The following is a 19,683-nucleotide window of genomic DNA, read 5'->3' as shown; positions in this document are numbered from 1 at the left end:
TATGTAAGTACGCACTTTTAAGTGCTATAGTATACAAAAGGATACTAAGGAGGAATCGTGATGTCTGTTGAAGTGTCGCAATGTAAAGTGGAAGAGGCTTTGGAGATTGTCGTAGGAAAGTGGAAGCCGGTCATTCTGTTGCATCTCTTGCATGAAGGAACGAAACGGTTCAGCGAGTTGAAAAGAAGTATGCCGGGCATTACACAGAAAATGTTGACGAAGCAGCTGCGTGAACTGGAGGATGAGGATATTATCCAGCGCGTCATCTATCCGCAAGTTCCGCCAAAAGTGGAATATTCCATGACGGATTACGGCAGGACACTTGCCCCGATTCTCGAATCGATGCATGAGTGGGGAGAGAAGCATGTGTTGCATAAACAGAAGATGGTTTTTTCTTCTGAGCAGGATGAAAATGTTCAATAACAATAAAAACGTCAGCGTAAGCTTTTAGTCGCGCTGACGTTTTCTTGTTTAAATCCACCTAGCTACGGTCAAATTTTATATTACTTAATCAAGTCTGAGCTAGTGGGACCTCATAATAGTCCTGCCGCTCCTGCTGCACAAATCCAATCCGTTCATACAATTTCAAGGCTTGATCATTCTTTGTTTCTACATCTAACTTAATAATGTTCCCTGTAGGCAGTTCTTGTTTAACAATCCACTGTAATGCTTGATTGCCATAACCCTTACCTCTGCATTCAGCTAGCACTGCAAAGCCGGAGAGATAGGATTCGTCCTGATTTCGCATCACTCGGATTTTACCGACTGGCGTTTCATCGATTTCAATAATGTACCTATATTCTCTTTCGCGGGACAATCTTTCGTCGTAGTATGATACAGCATCTTCTATCGAAAGGGAAAAGGCTTCTGCATCCAATGTAGTTTCAAACTCTTTGTCTTGTAGAGTAGCCTCACGTAGCTTGACTTCTACTATTTCAGCAAGTTCTTTCTGCTTCCAATGCATATGGAATTCTGAAAATGAATAAGTGCATGGCCGAACTGCCAACCATCCCTTTGCGGACTCCGAAGTTCCTGGAGCGTTGAATAGCACTTTATTGAATCTCTTACTCTGAATCGCTTGTTGCGCCTGCTTCCAAAGAGTCGTGAAGTGTCCTTTTCTTCGTTCGCCGGGTTTCACCATGCCGCATACTTCGACTGTGGAACCGAATCCGTAAAGTGCTAAATAGGCGATCAGTTCATCATCTTCCCAAACAAAGAAATCCAGTGATTCATCTTGTCGTTCACGTAGCATTTCCCAATTCAATTTCAGTTTAATCTTATCATTTTGTTCGCATTGGTTTTGTAAATGTCGTATTCCTTCGAGTTGTTTAGCTGTAAGCATCTCGTACCTCCAATAATAGTTGAAATCAACTTTTTTATTACTTCATTTTCGCTGCGATTTTGTGATTGCTTTCCAGCGTTTCCGTTCAGCGATTTGTGATTGTGTGTTCGTCTTACGATCCAAGTATGCAATTTCCCGTTGCAATTTGACATAGCTCGCGAAACGGTCTTCAGCAAGTTCACCGTTTTCTAACGCTTGTTGAATGGCGCAGCCCGGCTCAGATTTATGGCTACAATCATTGAACTTGCATGATTCAGAAAGTATCTCAATATCTGAAAACCCGCCTTCAACACTATCACTATCGTTCCAAAGCTGAAATTCACGCATCCCTGGTGTGTCAATTAGTACACCGCCATCAGGCAAAGAGATCAGTTCGCGATGGGTCGTTGTATGACGACCTTTCGCATCGTCTTCGCGGATCGTTTGTACAGTCATAGTAGAATCTCCGCAGATCGCATTGATTAAAGAAGACTTGCCGACACCTGACGAACCTAATAGTGCAGCAGTTTTACCATCATTCAACAACGAGCAGATTTGGTCGATCCCTGTGCCAGTTTTACTGCTAACAGCGAGTACTTCCGTTCCGAAAGCGATATCGCGTGCTTGGTCAATAAAATCTTCCGGAGAATCGCAGAGATCAGCTTTGGTCAGCACAATCACTGGAACTGCACCAGAGTCATAGGCGGCGACCAAGTACCTTTCCAATCTACGGATGTTAAAATCATCGTTCATGGAAGTGACGAGAAATACGATGTCGACGTTAACAGCAATCAGTTGTTCAGTCATGGAACCCCCAGCGGTTTTACGAGAGAAAACAGAACTTCTCGGGAGAATGGCGTGAATAATGCCTCTTTCCTCGCCCGGCATTCGCTCAATCGCTACCCAGTCGCCGACAGCAGGGTAATCTCGCCGATCGATTGCATGATGAAGCAAAGAGCCGGAACAGACCGCTAGCCACTCGCCTTGTTCTGTTATTACCCGGTACATATGCTTGTGTTCTAATGTCACGCGTCCAATCTTACAATCGTTTGATTTGAGGATGTGATGTTGTTCATCCCAATGTGTTTGAAAAGTTTCATTCCAACCATAGTTCTGTAGTGTATTCAATTTAATTCCTCCTAAATATGGGCATATAAAAAAAGCATGGGTCCGTGTGTATGATCGGACACCATGCTTTCACGCGCATACCAGAAGAAACATGCCTGTACTTAAGGCATGGCAGGTGAAAGTATGGGTCCGATCCAAGTTGCAATTGTCAAGTTGAAGTTTGCCATAGTAATCACCTGCTTTCTGAAAGTTAGATTTATCATAATTCAGAAACGTTTCAAGGTCAAGGGGTATTTTGAGAATTTTCCAGGAAGCATGTTTTCTTTGGTTTTTAGAATAATAAATTAATTTCATGTATTTAATGACATCTAGCAAGTTAATCACCTCATTGTTACTTCTACAGTTTGATGTTGACAGTTGACCGAATAAATTGACAAGTCAGTACTCGGATAGTTCATTTTAATACAGAACATATATTTCTGTCGGATAGCTAAGCATGAACCAAAATTTGCTTAAGGAAAAAGATGTCGAAAAGTGGTATCCTATTAACTAAGAGCATTGTACGGACTAACAAAGAAAGGAAAGGAGGACAACGATGAACAATGAATTAAAAGAAATGCTGCAATCTGTTATACAGGAAGCAATTCAACCACTTTATGAGCGATTCGATAAGATTGAAGCGAGATTCGATAAACTCGAAGGAAGATTTGATAAACTTGAAGGAAATTTCGACAATCTTGAAGGCAGGTTTGATAAACATGAAACTCGATTCGATAGACTTGAGTCATTTATGGAAACGAAATTCGCAGAAGTAGATGCCAAACTAACATCGATTTCTGAACAAGTAGCAAGCAATACGGAACGGCTTGTGGAAATTGAAAAACAAAAGGTCATGAAAAGTGAGTACATTCCACAGATGACGGCTATGACAACGCGTATGGACGAGCTGACGCTTGATGTGAAAGTGTTGAAAAAAGCAATTGCTAACTGAGATTACTTAAAGCCATTCATAAGAGAGACTTCGACTTCCATTGCGATCTTGCAATGGTTTTTTTCATTTTTCCAGAATCTGCATTCACGTTGTGTACTGTACTCTCTTCAAAACGATTCTAATAAACGGTGTAATGTCATCCAATTCAGAACCTTCCTATGGTAAACTAGACATAAACAACCAAGTGGAGGTGATGAACAGATGCAAGTGAAACCCGTTATTCAATCCAAACTCATGCCACCAATGCCCTCAGTGACATATATGCGCAGGGCTTCCTTCATTAAAAGAATGCGGCTGGCCGAGCAAGTTAAATTAACATTCATTCACAGTGGCGCGGGTTACGGAAAAAGCTCAGGTCTCGCGACGTATTTCTATGACGTAAAAGCATCATACAGCTGGTATTCTGTGACGGAAGAAGATGACGATGTCTTGCCGTTCATCACTCACTTGACGCAAAGCATCCGAAGAATCCGTCCATCATTCGGACATTCACGTTCAGAGTGGGACATTCTTCACAATGATTTGGATATTGAGCGTTGGCTGGCACAATTCATGAATGAGCTTTGTGAAATAGACACAGCGTTTTATATCATAATCGACGATTTTCACCATGTGGATCATGTCTTCACGATTAATTATATTCTCGAGAAAATGATCACCTTATTACCGCCTCAAATTCATCTAATCGTCGCTTCGCGTACACGACCAAGGTGGGCGAGTTTAGCGAAGTTGAGGATGATGGGGCAGTCTATTGAACTAACAGAAGAGGATTTGCTATTTTCCGAAGAGGAAGTGGCGGTCTTCTACGAGGACTATTTTTATCAGACACTTACTGATGCGGAAGCTGCATCAATCGTTCAGTTAACGGAAGGTTGGGCAATCGCGGTCAATTTGCTTGCTATTCATCTAACCGGAAGCGAAAAAGATTTTTCGATTGAAATGAAACCGGCACTGCATGATTTATTTGCTTATCTATCCGAGGAAGTGTTCAATCGCATGTCTGTATCAGAACAGAAGTGGGCGCTTTCCTTTTCTATATTTCCGATGTTTTCCGAAGATCTAATACAAGATTTTTACGGGAATGAAGCGGTTAATATACTGAAAGAACTGGCTAGTCGACATATGTTCATCCAGTCACTCGGGGAAGGAACATACCGGTATCATGCGCTTTTTCAACAATTTCTCGAACGGAAATGGCAATCAGCCGATCACGAAAACTATGTAACGATACAAAAAGAAGCGGTTACTTACTATTTACAGCAATCCGATTCAAATCAGGCGATTTTGCATGCAGTGAAAAGTGGAGATTCCGATTTTATCGGCCGAATCATTGTGGATAATGGTTCTGCTTTGATCAAATCCGGACAGTTTGAATGGCTACTCGATATATTAAAAAACTTGCATTCAGCCATTAAAGACAAGCATTATCCCCTGCATTATTATGAAGGACAAGCTCATCGTTATCGTGCCTATTATGAAAAAGCGCGTATTGCCTATTCCGCATGCATTAAAATCGCGGAATCTTGCAATGACGATTATTACATAGGCAAGGCGCATGCGGGCATTGCACATATTTATCTGGATACGATTCAACCTGGTTTGGCGGATCCGCATTTATTGAACGCCATTCTATATGCGGAAAAGAGCGGGAAAACCTCTTTGCACGAAAAAGAGTTGCTGAAACGGCAGTTTGCAGAAAACCTTGTTAATCTAGGGAAAGGATTAGCTGCTTCGCAATGGGTAATGCAGGAAATAGCGGATAAAAGTATTTTGCAAGAGGGGAACTTAGATGCGAGAATCGCTTTGCGAACAGGGAAGTTGAATGAAGCGCAAAAGATTTTGACGGCACGTGAACAAAATTCAGTGTTACCTGATTCACATCGTGAAGCGGATGTCTTATTATCATTGATCTATGCAATGACGGGACAATCCGCACTTGCGGTAATGTGCGCAGAAAATGGAATCCGTTTAGGGAAAGAGGAGAAGTCCTCTTTCATCGAAGCGGTCGGAAGGATCAGGTTGGGGCATGCAAAGATTTTAGAAGATGCATCTGACATGAGCGCATCCAAAGCATATTATCTACGTGCCATCGCTCAAATGGACGAGCTGAATGTATCGCGTGGTAATGCTGAGCCGTACATGGGCTTGGCTATTCTTTATGCTCGCCTCGGCAATTTCACCGAAGCGATTCGTTATGGCAAAGCCGGCTTGCATGAGACGGACCGTGTTCAGGATGGTTGGTTGTCTGGCTTGATTCATATTAGTTTAGGAATCGTGTATGCATATGCAAAGGATGGAAATAGTGCAGAAAAACATTTGAAGGAAGCAGAACGACTTTTTACAGCCTGTGGAGATCGATACGGGGAAATGGTTAGTTGTTTCTGGTTAATGAACGTCTATGAGCATATGGAGAACGTGGATTCATTCAGCAAATATGCAGACCTTTTCTTCACGATCCTTCAAGAACAGGATTATTTCTATTTCCTGACGACGAACACGATGTTCGGGCCGTTTGACCGTCAATCAATCTATCCATTAGTTTTTCAAGCATCGAAAGTCCATCCAGAGCACGCGGGCATTCAACAGGCGATTCATCTCTTGCAACTGAAAGATATCGAAAACCATCCAGGTTACAAACTTGGTGTAACCGTATTAGGTCCTTTCACGGTAACCCTCGGATTTGAAGAAGTGCATGAGCGGAAGTGGCAACGGGACAAAGCGAAGGAGCTGTTTCTGTATTTATTGTTGAATAAAAACCGTTACGTCCCGAAAGAAGAAATCATGCTGGCATTATGGACAGACGTCGATGAAAAGACCGCTGATCGGGACTTTAAAGTGGCGCTCAATGCGCTCTTGAAAGTACTTGAACCGAATCGGACTGCAAGGGAACCATCATTTTTCATCTTGCGCAAACAGACGATGTATCAACTGAATCCACAAGCTGACATCCAAACCGACTTGGACCGATTCAAACGGTATATGGAAAAAGGACTTGCGGAAAAATCCGCCCACCAATCGATTGAGTACCTATCGAAAGCGGCTGCTCTTTACAAAGGCAAGCTGTTCGAGGAAAAAATGTCCGTTGAGTGGATTGACACGGAGCGCGAACAGATCGGACAGCAATACATTCAAGTCATCGAAAAACTCGCACAATCGTACACACGGTTGCAGCATTACAGCAAAACCATCGAGTGGGCAGAAAAGCTCGTCCGCATCGATCCGACTTGGGAAGAAGCATACCGCCTGCTCATGTACGCCCATTACCAGCTGCAGAACCGTCCGCAATCCATCAAATGGTATAACAAATGTAGGGAAGTGCTGGAAGAGGAATTCTCCATCGGCCCAATGGAAACAACAGAGCAGATGTATAAAATGATCATGAACGAACTGTGAGCAACGTAATTAAACGTTGCTCACAGTTCGTTCATTCTTGATTTAAATGCCAAAGCTTTTCTAGAGGGATATCTGACTCGACATATCCATAGATTTTCTGCATATGATTATCAATTGCTTGTTGAGGGGATGCAGTATGAAAATCGATGCCAACATGACAATGTGCCAATGCCAAATGCTCCGTCAACTGCCGGGCAAATCCACCAAGAATTTCTCGGTGTTCATCGAGCACTTCCTGTTCCGAATAATACACGCAACTGACCGTATTCTCACGGAACAGATCCGCATCTTCACTTGGACTCGGTAGATATTCATCCACAATTACTAAACTATACTCACAAACACCAATCCGAACTTCCCACACTTCAAAGTCTTTCAACCGAATCTTCCGTTCAAAATAATCGATCACTAGTTGTTCATCTCCATCTGAAAAGACTATAAATCATAATTTCTTACACTCAAAAGAATAAGAATTCGTCAATGGATTATGAATCTCTAAGTGAAAACTCCCTCCAACCTTATTACATCCATCCGCCCCAAGTTGAATTGTTTTCGAGTTGAAATAACTAGTTGTTATCAACATGCCAGCAACAGCTAATAAAATCGCTGCTCCTATCGATACAATCATAGTGAATGATTTCTTGTATGTAGACATCATCTATACCTCCTCATTTGAAGTCTTCTTTCTTGTATCCTCTTTTACGTTTGGAAAGCGAGTAAGTTTCATATAGCAGGAAGTTGTATGCTTTTTTCATTTGAGATTGTAATACACTACGTTTCGATGCGAAGGAGTTACGTTGTGATACGACGCGTTTACGTTTCGTTGCGCGTGCTACGTTTCGATACGAAGAGGTTACGTTGTGATACGACGCTTCTACGTTTCGATACGCGCCGTCTACGTTTCGTTGCGCGTGCTACGTTTCGATGCGAAGGAGTTACGTTTCGATACGGCGCGTTTACGTTTCGATACGAAGAAGTTACGTTGTGATACGAAGCTTCAGCGTTTCGTTGCGCGTAACTAGCTGTGCAACTCTTTTGCAACTCCCATAATCTAAAGTAATAGACAGAAAGAAAGCGTTTACAAAAAACGAATGGAGAGAGGGGTTCACGTATGAGAAAGAAAGTTTGGCTCTTTACACTACTTGCAGCACTAATGTTAATCGTCGCAGCTTGTAACGCAGACACAGACTCAAACAGTAGTTCTGAAAAACCTGAAGACTCCACAGCTGGCACAGAAGAAAGTACAGACGATGGAAAAGAAGAAGCGGGCAAACAGGAAGTCATCAAAATAGGTGTCCTTGCTTCCTTAACTGGCGCACTTGAATCGTATGGCAAACAAACGCGCCAAGGATTCGAACTCGGACTTGAATATGCAACGGACGGAACGATGGAAGTTGCGGGCAAGAAAATTGAAGTTGTCTTTGAAGACACAGAAACAAAACCTGAAGTGGCTGTTCAAAAAGCTACGAAACTATTAGAAGAAGATGAAGTTGACTTCATCGTCGGTTCTTCCAGTTCAGGTGATACACTCGCGGTGCTTCCTTTAGCGGAAGAATACGAGAAAATCATGATCGTGGAACCCGCAGTTGCGGACAGTATTACAGGGTCCGAATTCAATCCGTTCATCTTCCGTACAGCACGTAACTCTTCACAAGATGCTGTTGCTGGAGCTGCAGCTATCGCAGGGCCTGGCGTAAAAATCGCAACATTCGCACCGGATTACTCATTCGGCTGGGATGGCATCGAAGCATTCAAGAAAGCGGCAGAAGCTTTAGGAGCTGAAATTGTTGAAGAACAATATGCAGATCCGGCTGCAACGGATTTCACGTCTAACTTACAAAAAGTCATTGAAGCAAAACCGGATTATATGTTTGTCGTCTGGGCGGGTGCAAACTCTCCTTGGAACCAAATTTCTGATCTGAAGATGCAGGAAAAAGGCATTAAGATTTCAACCGGTGCACCTGATATTCCAGCTCTATCGGTTATGGAACCACTTGTTGGAATGGAAGGATTCTCGGTTTATTACCACACGCTTCCTGATAATGAAGTGAATGATTGGCTTGTAAAAGAGCATAAAGAACGTTTCAACGGTGAGGTTCCGGATTTATTCACGCCGGGCGGTATGTCAGCAGCAATTGCAATCATTGAAGCGTTAAAGAAATCTGAAGGCGATGCAGATGGGAATAAATTGATCGGACTTATGGAAGGGATGTCGTTTGAAACACCAAAAGGGACGATGACATTCCGTGAAGAGGATCACCAGGCTTTGCAACCGATGTATTCAATTAAGCTTGAAAAGCAGGATGGCGTTCCGTATCCAGTTCCGGTTTTAATTCGCGAACTGTCAGCGGATGAAACGAAGCCGCCCATCAATAACTAAATGAAAGAATAGGACAGCACATCACTGTCCTGTCTTTCTCAATCGGATGAACCCCTTTTCATCCGGTCGAGAAGGATGGAACGTTAGGAGGAGAAAATGTGGATCCAATACTGAAAACAGAGAACTTAACAATCCGTTTTGGCGGGCATACAGCCGTTTCAAGTGTGAATTTTGAAATGCCAGCACGGCAGCTTAAATCGATTATAGGACCGAATGGAGCGGGGAAGACGACGTTTTTCAATCTTCTTAGCGGAGAATTGAAACCGTCGGAAGGAGAAGTCTATTTCAAAGGGCAGCCGATCACTTCGATGTCTGCAGTTGCACGAACACGGCTTGGACTTGGTCGTTCATTTCAAATAACTAATGTGTTCCCGAACTTGACGGTGCTTGAAAATGTGCGTCTTGCGGTTCAATCAAAAGAGAAAATCCGCTATCAGATGATACGCCATTTCGTCCATTACAACAACTTAATGGATGAAGCGGAAAAACTGATTGAACTTGTTTTATTACAAGGACGCGAACTTGCGATTGCGAGCCAGTTATCGCACGGTGAAAAACGGAAACTTGAAATCGCCATGTTGCTTGCGCTCGACACGGAAGTGTTATTGCTCGATGAACCGACTGCAGGGATGTCGCTGGAAGAAGTACCAGCAATCCTAGACGTCATTCGGAAAATTAAAGCAACAGGTGAAAAAACGATTCTACTCATTGAACATAAGATGGATATGATTCTAGATTTGTCCGATTCGATTATGGTGCTTTTCAATGGCAAGTTGCTGGCGGACGGTAGTCCGAAGGAAATTATGGATAATGAAACGGTTCAAAACGCGTATTTAGGAGGTTTGTACGATGACAACACTGTTGAAAGTTGACGGAATCCATACGTATATTGGTCAATATCATATCCTCCAAGGTATTGTCTTTGAAGCACGCGAAGGGGAAGTCAGTGTCCTGCTCGGTAGAAATGGAGCCGGCAAAACGACGACGTTGAAAACGATCATGGGATTAACGCCTGCTTCAAAAGGCAGCGTGACGTTTCATGGCCGTGACATAACGAAGAGGCCGACATATGAAACAGCGAACAAGGGCATCGGTTATGTACCGGAAGATCAGGGGATATTTGGTGATCTGACCGTAGAAGAGAACATGAAAGTCGCGATGCGTAAAGAAGACGAAGCAACGCTTGCTAGACAAGAGTATGTGCTCGAATTGTTTCCCGATTTAAAAACGTATTGGAAAAAGGACGGCGGACATTTATCGGGAGGTCAGAAACAGATGCTTGCGATGGCGCGGGCGTTTGTTCATGACAGTAAGCTGCTTTTAATTGATGAGCCATCCAAAGGGCTTGCACCGATTGTCATTGAGAAAGTGATGGAAGCAATTAATGAAATGAAAAAGACGACAACAATTGTGCTTGTCGAACAGAATTTCATAATGGCCAGCCGAATTGGTGATCGATATACGTTAATAGACGATGGTCGAACTGTGCAGGCAGGCGACATGCAGGAATTGATTCACGACGAAGAATTGAAACGAAAATATTTAGGAATCGGGTGAAGGAGGCGGCACGATGGAGTTACTAATCAACTTGACGATTAACGGACTGGCAACGGGTATGCTCATCTTTTTGCTCGCATCCGGTTTGACGCTTATATTCGGTCTTATGAGTGTGCTGAACTTTGCACACGGCGGATTGTTCGCCTGGGGAGCGTATTCAGGAATCTGGTTCTACACATTGACAGGGAGCTTTTTTCTCGGCATTTTATTCGCCCTCATTACGGGACTCGTTTTAGGGTTCATTACAGAAAAACTGATCATTACGCCGGTGTACGGCAATCATGTGCAACAGATCCTTATTACACTTGGATTTATGCTTGTGTTGACAGAACTGCTGAAAGTTGTCTGGGGACCGAATCAGATGGCGGCGAAAGTGCCGTCGTATCTTGCAGGAAGTTGGGAAATCGGTGATGTGTTAATTATCAAATACCGTTTGTTCATCATTTTTGTCGGGTTCCTGATCTTCGGGATTTTCCAGTACATGTTGCAGAAGACGAAAATTGGTCTTGTCGTACGTGCGGGTGTTATGAATAAAGAAATGGTGCAGGCGCTTGGCATTAATATTAAACGTGTTTTCCTATATGTCTTCATGGCGGGTTCTGCACTTGCTGCTTTAAGTGGCGTACTGATGGCACCGTATTCAGGCGTTATTTACGCAGAGATGGGCTTCGAATTCGCGATACTCGCTTTCATTGTCGTCGTTATCGGCGGTATGGGAAGCTTTCCGGGATCGTTGCTTGCAGCTATTCTCGTCGGTCTTGCGGGAAGTTATATGGCTTATTACGTTCCGGCACTTTCACTTGCGGTCAATATGATGCTTATGGCAATCGTATTAATATTCCGTCCGCAAGGGCTATTTACGGCAAAGGGGTGACGGCATGAAACGAAAATTTCACTGGAATAATTATATGCTCGGAATCATAGCGATTGCACTCGCCATTTTCCCGTTCGTCTCGGATTCCAGGACGTGGACAATTTTACTCACACAGATTTTCATCTTTTCGATACTGGCCATGAGTTATGACATTTTGCTAGGGTACACGGGCATCGTCTCGTTCGGGCACGCCATGTTCTTTGGGATGGGCGCATACACGACTGCGGTCATGCTGAAACGGATAGACCCGACGATGGGCACATTCATCTTGTCGATCGGCGTAGGCATGCTGCTTGCAGCACTTATTAGTTTCTTTATCGGTTTACTAACGTTGCGGTTGAAGAGTCACTTCTTCGCGATGTTGACGCTCGCAGTTTCAGGACTGTTCCTCGTTCTGGCTGAGAAGTGGAGGACTGTTACGCAAGGGAACGATGGCTTCACATTCAAGGCACCTGAGTTCTTCAAGGACCGTATCATGTTTTACATTGTCGTTCTCGCCATACTTGTGCTCGTCTATATTTTCTTGCGCAGATTCGTAAATTCACCATTCGGTAGAGTGCTCGTTGCGGTCCGGGAGAATGAACAGCGAACACGCTCACTCGGATTCAATCCACTTCATTACAAAGTCATTGCGTCTGTCGTTGCGGGTGTTATTGCGAGTCTCGCAGGTTCGTTATATGCCGTTTCCTTACGGTTCGTCAATACGAGCGTACTGACGATGGATATTACACTTGATGCATTGCTCATGACGATTATCGGGGGCGTTGGAACACTTATCGGTCCGATTGTTGGAGCTGCAATCATCGAATTGACGCAACACTACTTATCAGGACTTGCAAAAGATTATCCGATTTTCGAACGATGGATCATTTTCTTCGGGATTGTCTATATTTTAGCGGTCATCTTCTTCCCTAAAGGGATCGTCGGAACAATCCGCGAGAAATTATGGAAACGTTCGACGAAGAAGGATGCTCCGAAATCCGTGCCGAAAAAGGAGGACTTGTGATGACTGTTGGAATTGTCAGTACAGGTATGTATATTCCGAAGACGAAAATGACGGGTGAAGAAATTGCGGAACGTGCTAATTTACCTGTAGACATCGTGAAGACGAAAATGGGCATTACGGAAAAGCCTGTGCCTGGAGAGCATGATCATACCGTCGCAATGGGGGTATGGGCTGCGCAGGCAGCGTTGCGAAAAGGGAATATCGATGCGAAGGAAATCGATCTGATTATTTATATTGGTGAAGAACATAAAGAATATCCATTATGGACGGCAGCGATTAAAATCCAAGAAGAAATCGGAGCACATCACGCATGGGCTTTTGATGTTGCCCTGCGTTGCGGGACGACGATTATGGCGATTAAAGTCGCAAAGAGCCTGATGCTGACGGATGAGTCAATCCGAACTGTATTGCTTACGGGTGGTTATCGAAACGGGGATTTCATTGATTATGAAAACGAAAGGACACGCTTCATGTTCAATCTTGGAGCAGGTGGCGCAGCGATGATTCTTCGTCGCAATCACTCCGAGAACATCATTTTGGAAACTGAGATGATGACAGACGGTTCATTCTCAGAAGATGTTGTTGTACCTGTTGGAGGGACAAAGAGTCCGTTGACAGCGGAAGACTTGGAAAATGGCTTGTATCGATTGGATGTATTAGATCCAGTCGGCATGAAAGCGCGACTTGAACAGAAGTCCATGCAGAATTTCCTGAAAGTCATCCGCATTTCATTGCAAAAGAGCGGGTTGACCGAAAAAGATCTCGATTACTTGGCGATTTTGCATATGAAGCGATCTGCGCATGATTACGTGTTGCGTGAACTTGGCCTTGCGGAAGACCAATCGATTTATTTGCATGAATATGGTCATATCGGGCAGATGGATCAGATCCTCTCATTGGAACTGGCACAGCAGGCAGGCAAGCTGAAAGACGGAGACGTCGCAGTTCTTGTGAGCGCAGGCATCGGGTATGCTTGGGGTGCAGTAACAGTGAAATGGGGAGGGGAATAGTGATGGGATTACAAAAAGTTAAGTTGGCAAATGGTGAACAGATTGCGTACAGGGAGCGCGAAGGTGGCCATCATGTTGTTGTGTTAGTGCATGGCAATATGACGTCGTCAAAACATTGGGATGTACTCATTGACAAGCTCGATTCGAAGTACAAAGTGTATGCGCTCGATTTGAGAGGTTTCGGTGAGTCGACGTATGAAAAACGGGTGACAGGTATCAGGGACTTTTCGGAGGATCTGCATGGATTCATTGAAGCGCTTAGTCTTGAGCATTTCGATTTGATTGGTTGGTCGACAGGTGGAGCGATTTGCATGCAATATGTTGCAGATCGTCCGGGTAAATGCGCCAAGCTCATATTGCTCGCATCGGCTTCAACACGCGGCTATCCGTTCTTCGGAACCAAAGCAGACGGGACACCTGATCTTGAAAAGCGATTGATGACAATCGAGGACGTTGAACAAGATGCAGGGAAGACACTTGCAATCCAAGGCATGTATGACTCGGAAAATCGTGAAGGTTTGAAAGCAGTATGGAATGCACTAATTTATACGAACAATGAACCCCTTGCTGATAAATACGATGAGTATGTGGAAGATATGCTGACGCAGCGCAATCTCGCGGATGTGTACCATTCGTTGAATACGTTCAATATTAGTCCGTTGCATAACGGTGTGACAGAAGGCAGTGATCAGGCGAAAGATATTACGATTCCAGTACTCGTGTTGCGCGGTGATAGAGATTATGTTGTAAATGCACAAATGACAGCTGAGATTATGGAAGACCTTGGTGACAATGCGACATTCATTCCACTGGATGACATGGGACATTCGCCTTTGGTCGACAATTTGGAGAAACTGACAAAGACAATTGAAACGTTTTTAGGATAAGGAGCTGACAACATGAGATTGAAAGGAAAAGTCGCCATCATTACAGGTGGTGCGAACGGCATCGGCTTGGCTGCTTGTCACCGGTTCTCAGAAGAAGGCGCATCTGTCATTATGGCAGATTTCGACGAGGTTGCAGGCAAGGAGCAAGAGGCACTTTGTAAAGAGAAAGGGCTGGATATCTCTTTCGTGCAGGTGAACGTTGCTGACCGTGAGAGTGTTGCGAAACTAATTGAAGAAACTGTTGCTCGTCACGGGAAAATTGATGTGTTAATTAACAACGCTGGTATTACGAATGACGCGACATTAGTGAAAATGGATCCAGCTGATTTCCAGCGTGTACTGGATGTTAACTTGACAGGTGTCTTCAACTGCACGCAAGCGGTAGTACCACATATGATCGAGGCAGGTCATGGCAAAATTATCAATACATCTTCTGTAAGTGGGGTGTACGGCAACTTCGGACAGACGAATTATGCGGCGACGAAAGCGGCGGTCATTGGTATGACGAAAACATGGGCGAAGGAATTCGGCCGCAAAGGCATAAATGTCAATGCGGTAGCGCCAGGTTTTACGGCAACTGCGATGGTGAAGAAAATGCCTGAGAAAGTGATCGAGCAAATGGCTTCCGCGGTTTCATTGCAACGCCTTGGAGAACCTGAAGATATTGCCAATGCGTATCTGTTTTTAGCGAGTGATGAATCCAATTACGTCCATGGGCATGTATTGCATGTCGACGGCGGCATTATGATGTGATGGAAGGAGGGAGCCCTAGTGTTTCATGAACGTGGATGGATACTAAAAAGGTCGGAATTGTCATCTGAACGGATTGCGCTAATCGATATCCATTCAGAAGAAAGCTGGACGTATGGTGAGTTGCGGAACCGCATCTTGCGATGGGCTTCCTTCTTCTATGACAAAGGGTATGAAAAAGGCGAGAGAGTTGCCGTTTATTCACCAAATTGCCCCGAGTTGTTTGCGGTTTTGTTTGCTTGTGAGCAGTTGGGATTATTATACGTGCCATTGAATTGGCGCTTAAGTGCAGTAGAATTGCAAGGCTTATTGGATGACTGTGAGCCAGCACTCGTTCTTTATCATGAGGAATTCAAACAGTTCGTACACAAACTTGAAATTAAGGAAGCTGTTTCACTGTCAGTTATTCAAACGGTTGAAAACAGTTTGGTTTGGTCATCAGTTTCAATTGGTACGTGCTCAGATCCATGGATGATTATTTACACTGGTGGAACGACAGGTGTCCCAAAAGGTGTCGTCTTGTCGCATGAAGCCGTAAATTGGAATGCACTTAATACAATAACGAGTTGGGGATTAAGTGAGAAAGATACGACCATCAATTACATGCCACTATTCCATACAGGCGGATTGAATGCGTTAGGTATTCCCTTGCTTATGGCGGGTGGTACAGTCGCAATCGGTCACCAATTTGATCCCGAAGAAGCATTAATTGCGACGGGAAAATATGAAGCGACAATTTCTCTGTTCGTGCCTACGATGTATCAGATGATGATTCAGACAGATTATTTCAAACATTTCAATTTCCCTTCGATGGATACGTTTTTATCAGGTGGAGCACCTTGTCCAGAAACAGTATACCGGGCATTCCGTGAAAAGAATTTACGCTTTAAAGAAGGATACGGGATGACAGAAGCTGGGCCAAACAACTTTTTCATCCGCCCAGATGATGCTGCGACAAAAAATGGTTCGGTAGGGAAAAGCATGCTGTTCAATGAAATTAAAGTGCTCGATGCAGAAGGAAATCCTTGTACAAGGGGAGAAATTGGGGAACTGTTCCTTAAGGGACCTCATATGTTCTCTTACTACTGGAACAAGCCTGGCGAAACGGCAGATGCGCTTCACGACGGATGGTTGCGCACTGGGGATCTTGCGAAAATTGATGAAGATGGAGATACATACATCGTCGGCCGAAAAAAAGATATGATCATTTCAGGCGGTGAAAACGTCTATCCGCAAGAAGTGGAGCAGTGTTTAATCACTTTTGATGGAATTCGTGAAGCCGCAGTCGTCGGTCAGCGTGATGAAGTATGGGGTGAGAAAGTGATTGCATTTGTTTCATTGCAAGATGAATCGGCAACAACAGATTCCATTATGGCGCATTGCAAAAAAACGCTCGCTTCATACAAAATCCCAAAAGAAATTATCGTTTTACCTGAGTTGCCGAAAACCCACGTCGGGAAAATTGATAAAAATGAATTGGTAAAGTTGAATTGAAATAGGCGAACAGCTTAGCGGCTGACGCCTATTTTCTTTTTTGTTTATGACAGATTTATCCGGAGAGAAAATGAGTAGTGCATGCTATACTAAGGAAAGAGAAATACTGTCGAATGAAGTAGAAGAATCGTACATCCTAGAACGAGAAAATAGAACGTAAAAAAACATGGAAAGGAGTGAATTCATTGGATAACGAAAATTCCATCATCCAAGCGATGATGGAATTGTCTTCTCAGATGAAAGAGATGAAAGCGGACATGGCAACAGGGTTTGCTGAACTAAGAGCAGAAATGACTTCGGGGTTTGCTGAAGTGAAAGAAGAAATAAGTGTTTTGAAAACAGATATCGAAAAGTTGAATGATAAAGTCGAAACAATCGATGCAAAAATCGATGTACTGTCTTTAAGTCTTATCACCACGCAGGCAGACGTGCTTCGTTTAAAAAGAGCTTAATCAATAGAACTATTTACCATTCGTATACTCCATACGTATGGTATTTTTTTTTGCTTCTAAACGAATTGATTAAATCTTCTAATGGTTTACAATATAATAGATAGATAGCGACCTTTTCCACAAGTCGCTTGTTAAAGGGGGAATTCGTTTGAAACCAATTATTGGAGTGACTTCAGATGTAAATGATAAAGGATCACAAATTACGAATGTGGCGTATGTGGAAGCGATACGGAATGCGGGTGGTGTGCCGATTATCGTGCCGACTGGAAGTGACCAAGACATTGACCTGATTTGCGCGATGCTGGACGGGTTGCTGTTGACAGGTGGGGGTGATTTGGATCCGTCTTATTTTGATGAAAATCCTCATCCGAAACTCGGTGAAGTGACACCTGAACGGGATTCTGTGGAATTGTTGCTTGCCGCTCACATGTTAAAAGCCGACAAACCGATTTTAGGTATTTGCCGAGGCATGCAATTGCTGAATATTCATTTTGGTGCTGCCGTTTATCAGGATCTCGAAGCACAATACGGAAAGCCATTAGTTAAACATAGTCAGCATGCACGTAGCCAGTTCGCAACACATACTGTCACAATAAAACCGCAAACGAAATATCATTCGATTATTAAAGAAGATGTGATTCGTGTAAATTCATTCCACCATCAAGGGATTAAAGGAATTGGCGGACCGCTAATCATCGCAGGCGAGGCGAGCGACGGTGTCGTGGAAGTGATTGAAAGCACTGATCATAAGTTTGTCATCGGTGTCCAATGGCACCCTGAATTACTTATTGGAAAAGAAGGTGCTCATTCCGCTCTCCTTTTCAATGCATTTATAAATGCGTGTAAATGAAATCGTAAAAAATTGGGGGACTCAACATGGACTACTTATACAATCCGTATTCGACGATCAGACATAGCGCGTTTGCAAAAAGAGGAATGGTCGCAACTTCACAACCGTTAGCGGCGCAAGCGGGTATTGAAATCATGCAAAGAGGCGGAAATGCGATCGATGCTGCAATTGCAACAGCTGCCACATTGACAGTCGTGGAACCGACGTCAAATGGTATTGGGGGAGATGCATTTGCGCTCGTTTGGGTAAAAGACAAATTGCACGGATTGAATGCGTCCGGGCCAGCTCCTGAAGCTCTTACTGTGGAAGCTGTAAAAGAAGCAGGGCACGACAAAATTCCGACTTATGGAGTTGTGCCGATCACAGTCCCTGGTGTTCCTGCTGCATGGGCGGAACTATCACGGAAATTCGGAAAGCTTACGTTGCTCGAAGCACTCGAGCCCGCCATCCGTTATGCGGAGGAAGGGTACCCGCTTACACCGATTCTCGGCAAGTATTGGGATATCGCTTATAACAAATTCAAAAATAACTGCACAGGTGAAGAATTTGCCGCATGGTTTGAAACGTTCGCGACTGACGGCAGAGCGCCGAAAACAGGAGAGATGTGGCGTTCACCAGGTCACGCGACAACATTGCGTTCGATAGGTGAAACTGATGCCCAGTCTTTTTACTGTGGACACCTTGCAGATGAAATCGATGCGTCCATGCGTCAATATGGTGGTTTTTTACGTAAATCAGATCTAGAAAAGTATAAAGTTGAATGGGTCGAGCCAATTTCAACGAATTATAAAGGGTATGACGTCTGGGAAATACCTCCAAATGGGCAGGGAATGATTACTTTGATGGCGCTAAACATTTTTTCGGAAATGAATCGTGCAATCCCGAATGATACGCAATCACTTCATGAACAAATTGAAGCGATGAAACTCGCATTCACAGATGGCAAAGCATTTATAACTGAGGAAGTTGATATGCCAATTGCTGTGAGAGATTTATTATCCAAAGAATATGCGAAGAAGCGGGCGGCTGAAATTGAAGAAAGAGCAAATGTACCCGAACCGTTTGAGCTTCCAAAAGGCGGCACTGTCTATTTGGCAACTGCTGATGACGAAGGGAATATGGTGTCGTTCATTCAGTCCAATTACATGGGTTTCGGTTCAGGCGTTGTCGTTCCGGGTACTGGAATCGCCCTGCAAAACCGAGCAGTAGACTTTTCGCTAGATGCTGAGCATCCTAACGTCCTAAAACCTGGCAAGCGATCGTATAACACGATCATACCGGGCTTCCTGTCAAAAGAGGGACAAGCGGTCGGACCGTTTGGCATCATGGGTGGATTCATGCAGCCACAAGGGCATTTCCAAGTGATCATCAATACAATCGATTATGAATTAAATCCCCAAGCGACGCTCGATGCACCGCGATGGCAATGGGTGAAAGAAAATATCGTACATGTCGAACCAGGATTCCCGAATCATCTTGCACAAGCATTGACACGACTCGGACACCAGATTGTTCCGACACTGGATAATGGATCTTTCGGTAGAGGGCAAATCATTTGGCGGAACCCGGACACTGGCGTTTTAGCAGGAGGGACGGAAGCGCGAACTGACGGCACAATTGCTGTTTGGTAATGAAAAATAGAAAAACACC

Annotated in this window: 19 protein-coding genes; 15 read left to right on the top strand and 4 right to left on the bottom strand. The window is 44.0% G+C overall.

What is annotated here, in order from left to right; all coding sequences use genetic code 11:
• Positions 1-60: 60 nt before the first annotated feature.
• The gene (locus H9649_RS11245; protein ID WP_191694985.1) at positions 61-423 is read left to right on the top strand and encodes a winged helix-turn-helix transcriptional regulator; all 363 of its coding nucleotides are present in this window, start codon (positions 61-63) and stop codon (positions 421-423) included.
• A gap of 88 nt (positions 424-511) precedes the next feature.
• On the opposite strand, the gene H9649_RS11240 is transcribed toward H9649_RS11245, so the two are convergent.
• Both H9649_RS11240 and rsgA read right to left on the bottom strand, forming a co-directional pair.
• Positions 512-1,342: a GNAT family N-acetyltransferase gene (locus H9649_RS11240; RefSeq protein WP_191694984.1), complete on the bottom strand. Its 831-nt coding sequence runs from the start codon at positions 1,340-1,342 to the stop codon at positions 512-514.
• Positions 1,343-1,384: 42 nt separating this feature from the next.
• A complete protein-coding gene (gene rsgA / locus H9649_RS11235; protein ID WP_191694983.1) occupies positions 1,385-2,449 on the bottom strand; it encodes a ribosome small subunit-dependent GTPase A in 1,065 nt (354 codons plus the stop codon).
• Between the two features lie 535 nt (positions 2,450-2,984).
• Here rsgA and H9649_RS11230 point away from each other — a divergent pair.
• Positions 2,985-3,380, top strand: a complete 396-nt coding sequence (locus tag H9649_RS11230; RefSeq protein WP_191694982.1) for a hypothetical protein — start codon at positions 2,985-2,987, stop codon at positions 3,378-3,380.
• A gap of 201 nt (positions 3,381-3,581) precedes the next feature.
• Positions 3,582-6,773 carry a BTAD domain-containing putative transcriptional regulator gene (locus tag H9649_RS11225; protein WP_191694981.1) on the top strand — a complete coding sequence of 1,064 codons (3,192 nt, stop codon included), beginning with the start codon at positions 3,582-3,584 and terminating at the stop codon, positions 6,771-6,773.
• Positions 6,774-6,804: 31 nt separating this feature from the next.
• On the opposite strand, the gene H9649_RS11220 is transcribed toward H9649_RS11225, so the two are convergent.
• Both H9649_RS11220 and H9649_RS11215 read right to left on the bottom strand, forming a co-directional pair.
• Positions 6,805-7,182, bottom strand: coding sequence for a hypothetical protein (locus H9649_RS11220; protein WP_191694980.1), 378 nt, complete (start codon positions 7,180-7,182; stop codon positions 6,805-6,807).
• Between the two features lie 33 nt (positions 7,183-7,215).
• The gene (locus H9649_RS11215) at positions 7,216-7,428 is read right to left on the bottom strand and encodes a hypothetical protein (protein WP_191694979.1); all 213 of its coding nucleotides are present in this window, start codon (positions 7,426-7,428) and stop codon (positions 7,216-7,218) included.
• 456 nt (positions 7,429-7,884) lie between these two features.
• Between H9649_RS11215 and H9649_RS11210 the strand changes: the two genes are divergently transcribed.
• The 12 genes from H9649_RS11210 to H9649_RS11155 all read left to right on the top strand — a co-directional run bounded on the left by H9649_RS11210 (position 7,885) and on the right by H9649_RS11155 (position 19,664).
• Positions 7,885-9,153, top strand: a complete 1,269-nt coding sequence (locus tag H9649_RS11210) for a substrate-binding domain-containing protein (RefSeq protein ID WP_191694978.1) — start codon at positions 7,885-7,887, stop codon at positions 9,151-9,153.
• Positions 9,154-9,251: 98 nt separating this feature from the next.
• The gene (locus H9649_RS11205) at positions 9,252-10,025 is read left to right on the top strand and encodes an ABC transporter ATP-binding protein (RefSeq protein WP_191694977.1); all 774 of its coding nucleotides are present in this window, start codon (positions 9,252-9,254) and stop codon (positions 10,023-10,025) included.
• A complete protein-coding gene (locus H9649_RS11200) occupies positions 10,003-10,710 on the top strand; it encodes an ABC transporter ATP-binding protein (protein WP_191694976.1) in 708 nt (235 codons plus the stop codon). The genes H9649_RS11205 and H9649_RS11200 overlap by 23 nt, the downstream gene beginning before the upstream one ends.
• A gap of 13 nt (positions 10,711-10,723) precedes the next feature.
• Positions 10,724-11,584 carry a branched-chain amino acid ABC transporter permease gene (locus tag H9649_RS11195; RefSeq protein ID WP_191694975.1) on the top strand — a complete coding sequence of 287 codons (861 nt, stop codon included), beginning with the start codon at positions 10,724-10,726 and terminating at the stop codon, positions 11,582-11,584.
• Positions 11,585-11,588: 4 nt separating this feature from the next.
• Positions 11,589-12,590, top strand: coding sequence for a branched-chain amino acid ABC transporter permease (locus H9649_RS11190; protein ID WP_191694974.1), 1,002 nt, complete (start codon positions 11,589-11,591; stop codon positions 12,588-12,590).
• A complete protein-coding gene (locus H9649_RS11185) occupies positions 12,590-13,600 on the top strand; it encodes a 3-oxoacyl-ACP synthase (RefSeq protein WP_191694973.1) in 1,011 nt (336 codons plus the stop codon). The genes H9649_RS11190 and H9649_RS11185 overlap by 1 nt, the downstream gene beginning before the upstream one ends.
• Positions 13,601-13,602: 2 nt before the next feature.
• Positions 13,603-14,487, top strand: a complete 885-nt coding sequence (gene phaZ, locus H9649_RS11180) for an intracellular short-chain-length polyhydroxyalkanoate depolymerase (protein WP_191694972.1) — start codon at positions 13,603-13,605, stop codon at positions 14,485-14,487.
• Between the two features lie 12 nt (positions 14,488-14,499).
• Complete coding sequence (fabG, locus tag H9649_RS11175; RefSeq protein WP_191694971.1) at positions 14,500-15,240, top strand: 3-oxoacyl-ACP reductase FabG; 741 nt, start codon at positions 14,500-14,502, stop codon at positions 15,238-15,240.
• 18 nt (positions 15,241-15,258) lie between these two features.
• Complete coding sequence (locus tag H9649_RS11170) at positions 15,259-16,731, top strand: acyl-CoA synthetase (protein ID WP_191694970.1); 1,473 nt, start codon at positions 15,259-15,261, stop codon at positions 16,729-16,731.
• Between the two features lie 185 nt (positions 16,732-16,916).
• Positions 16,917-17,183 (top strand): hypothetical protein, encoded by a 267-nt coding sequence (locus H9649_RS11165; protein ID WP_191694969.1) that lies wholly within the window; start codon positions 16,917-16,919, stop codon positions 17,181-17,183.
• Positions 17,184-17,331: 148 nt separating this feature from the next.
• Complete coding sequence (locus H9649_RS11160; RefSeq protein ID WP_191694968.1) at positions 17,332-18,033, top strand: gamma-glutamyl-gamma-aminobutyrate hydrolase family protein; 702 nt, start codon at positions 17,332-17,334, stop codon at positions 18,031-18,033.
• A gap of 26 nt (positions 18,034-18,059) precedes the next feature.
• A complete protein-coding gene (locus H9649_RS11155) occupies positions 18,060-19,664 on the top strand; it encodes a gamma-glutamyltransferase family protein (RefSeq protein WP_191694967.1) in 1,605 nt (534 codons plus the stop codon).
• Positions 19,665-19,683: the final 19 nt, after the last annotated feature.

Source organism: Sporosarcina quadrami (assembly GCF_014836615.1).
GTDB classification, from domain to species: domain Bacteria; phylum Bacillota; class Bacilli; order Bacillales_A; family Planococcaceae; genus Sporosarcina; species Sporosarcina quadrami.
Note: the sequence above shows the minus strand (reverse complement) of the source record. Positions and strands in the feature narration are given on the sequence as shown.

What these genes read in the sequence shown, in the direction of transcription:
- phaZ (WP_191694972.1), top strand. Translation starts at nt 13,603, where the DNA reads ATGGGATTACAAAAAGTTAAGTTGGCAAATGGTGAACAGATTGCGTAC.
- H9649_RS11185 (WP_191694973.1), top strand. Translation starts at nt 12,590, where the DNA reads ATGACTGTTGGAATTGTCAGTACAGGTATGTATATTCCGAAGACGAAA.
- H9649_RS11225 (WP_191694981.1), top strand. Translation starts at nt 3,582, where the DNA reads ATGCAAGTGAAACCCGTTATTCAATCCAAACTCATGCCACCAATGCCC.
- H9649_RS11200 (WP_191694976.1), top strand. Translation starts at nt 10,003, where the DNA reads ATGACAACACTGTTGAAAGTTGACGGAATCCATACGTATATTGGTCAA.
- H9649_RS11215 (WP_191694979.1), bottom strand. Translation starts at nt 7,428, where the DNA reads ATGTCTACATACAAGAAATCATTCACTATGATTGTATCGATAGGAGCA.
- H9649_RS11245 (WP_191694985.1), top strand. Translation starts at nt 61, where the DNA reads ATGTCTGTTGAAGTGTCGCAATGTAAAGTGGAAGAGGCTTTGGAGATT.
- fabG (WP_191694971.1), top strand. Translation starts at nt 14,500, where the DNA reads ATGAGATTGAAAGGAAAAGTCGCCATCATTACAGGTGGTGCGAACGGC.
- H9649_RS11195 (WP_191694975.1), top strand. Translation starts at nt 10,724, where the DNA reads ATGGAGTTACTAATCAACTTGACGATTAACGGACTGGCAACGGGTATG.
- H9649_RS11240 (WP_191694984.1), bottom strand. Translation starts at nt 1,342, where the DNA reads ATGCTTACAGCTAAACAACTCGAAGGAATACGACATTTACAAAACCAA.
- H9649_RS11230 (WP_191694982.1), top strand. Translation starts at nt 2,985, where the DNA reads ATGAACAATGAATTAAAAGAAATGCTGCAATCTGTTATACAGGAAGCA.
- H9649_RS11190 (WP_191694974.1), top strand. Translation starts at nt 11,589, where the DNA reads ATGAAACGAAAATTTCACTGGAATAATTATATGCTCGGAATCATAGCG.
- H9649_RS11155 (WP_191694967.1), top strand. Translation starts at nt 18,060, where the DNA reads ATGGACTACTTATACAATCCGTATTCGACGATCAGACATAGCGCGTTT.
- H9649_RS11210 (WP_191694978.1), top strand. Translation starts at nt 7,885, where the DNA reads ATGAGAAAGAAAGTTTGGCTCTTTACACTACTTGCAGCACTAATGTTA.